Below are 1,122 nucleotides of genomic sequence, written 5' to 3'. Positions count from 1 at the left end.
TGAGGTTCCCCCGGTAGCCCGGAGTGGTTCCTACCTGGCCGGGACGGGCTCGGGGTGAGCCCGGCTGGTGTGCCAGGTGTGCTCGTACTCGTCGGAATAGCCAGCCCAGGCGGGCCTGGATGCGTTCGCGGTTGTACCAGCCGTCGATGTAGGCGAACAGGGCGTTCTCGGCCTCTTCCCGGGTCTTCCAGATTCGCCGGTAGACGAGCTCGGTCTTCAGGGTGGAAAAGAGGTTCTCCATCAGCGCGTTGTCGTAGGAATCGCCCACCGAACCCATCGATGCAAGGATCCCGTGGTCCTCGAGTCGGGCGCCGAATCGGAACGACGTGTAGTTCGAGCCGCGGTCGGAATGGTGTCGGAGTTGGCCGTCGCGCACGTCACGGGACCAGACCGCGTACTCGAGGGCACCCAGGACGAGCTCGGTGTCGCAGCGGTCGGAGGTCTTCCATCCGACGATGCGGTTGGAGAACACGTCGCGCACCGCGGCCAGCCAGAACACGCCTTCGCCGCAGGGGATGCGGGTGGCGTCGGTGACCCAGAGCCGGTCCGGCGCCTCGGCGGTGAAGTCCCGTTCGACCAGGTCGGGTGCCGGAGACGCCCGCGGGTCCTGACGGGTGGACGGGGTGCGCCGACGCTTGCGCAGGTAGGCGCCCTGCAGGCCGGCGGCGCCCATGAGCCGCTCGACGCGCCTGCGCGAGACTCGCCGGCCGCGGCGGCGCAGGGTGGCGTGGACGCGCGGGACGCCGTAGGTCTGCCCCGACCGGTCGTGCACCTCGCGGATCTCGGCGAGGACTTCGGCATCGTCACGGCGGCGCGACGACGGGTCGCGGTCCTGCTCGAGCCAGCCATAGAAGGTCGAGGGCGCCACCCCGAGCTGAGACAGGATCGGCTCGACCCCGAATTCATCCTTCCGGGCGGCGACGAACGCTATGACCGTTTCCTTGTCGGGTCGATCTCCTGGGCGAAAAAAGCACTCGCCGCCTTCAGGATTTCGTTCGCTCGGCGCAGCTCGGCGACTTCCTTGCGCAGCCGGCGCAGCTCCTCGTTCTCGGCGCTGGTCGGGCGGTCGTCGCGCTCGCCGGCGTCGGCCTCGGCCTGACGCACCCAGTTGCGCAGCGCCTC

Annotated in this window: 2 protein-coding genes; both read right to left on the bottom strand. The window is 69.3% G+C overall.

Annotation, left to right across the window (positions count from 1 at the left end; translation table 11 throughout):
- Positions 1-931 (bottom strand): IS3 family transposase (locus tag PHK61_RS31825; protein WP_274285044.1); only part of this gene is annotated, 931 nt, incomplete at its 3' end.
- Positions 928-1,122, bottom strand: a 195-nt coding sequence (locus tag PHK61_RS31820) for a transposase (protein WP_337994028.1), incomplete at its 5' end; no start/stop codon positions are given. The genes PHK61_RS31820 and PHK61_RS31825, both read right to left, overlap by 4 nt.

The sequence above is a fragment of the Actinomycetospora lutea genome (assembly GCF_028737205.1).
GTDB lineage: Bacteria > Actinomycetota > Actinomycetes > Mycobacteriales > Pseudonocardiaceae > Actinomycetospora > Actinomycetospora lutea.
Note: the sequence above shows the minus strand (reverse complement) of the source record. Positions and strands in the feature narration are given on the sequence as shown.